1 protein-coding gene is annotated in these 368 nt (G+C 69.6%); it reads right to left on the bottom strand.

Annotated elements, in window-relative coordinates; translation table 11 throughout:
- Positions 1-368, bottom strand: a 368-nt coding sequence (locus JMJ56_RS33375; protein ID WP_202836154.1) for an IS66 family transposase, incomplete at both ends; no start/stop codon positions are given.

Below are 368 nucleotides of genomic sequence, written 5' to 3'. Positions count from 1 at the left end.
GCCAGTTCTTCCGCCCCAAGGTCAGCGGCCGGATGGCACGCTCGACCGGGTTGTTATCCGGCTCGAGCCTGCCGTCGTTGAGATAGCGCGTCAGCGCCTCCCAGCGGGTCAGGGCGTAGCGGATGGCGCCCGCAAGGTCACTCTTGCCGGAGATCCGCTCGAGCGTTGCCCGGAACCAGGCATACATCTCCTCGAGCACGGGCCCAGCCCTCGCCTGGCGCAGGCGGGCACGTTCGTCAGGCGGCTTGCCACGGATCTCCTCCTCGACGGCGTAGAGGAGAGCGATGCGCCGGAGCGCCTCGGTGGCGAGCGGCGCCTGGCCGGTCAGATGCAGGTCGTAGAACGGGCGCCTGACATGGGCCCAGCAG

This window comes from Belnapia arida (assembly GCF_016773205.1).
Taxonomy (GTDB): Bacteria; Pseudomonadota; Alphaproteobacteria; order Acetobacterales; family Acetobacteraceae; genus Belnapia; species Belnapia arida.
This window is presented reverse-complemented; position numbering and strand designations above follow the sequence as displayed.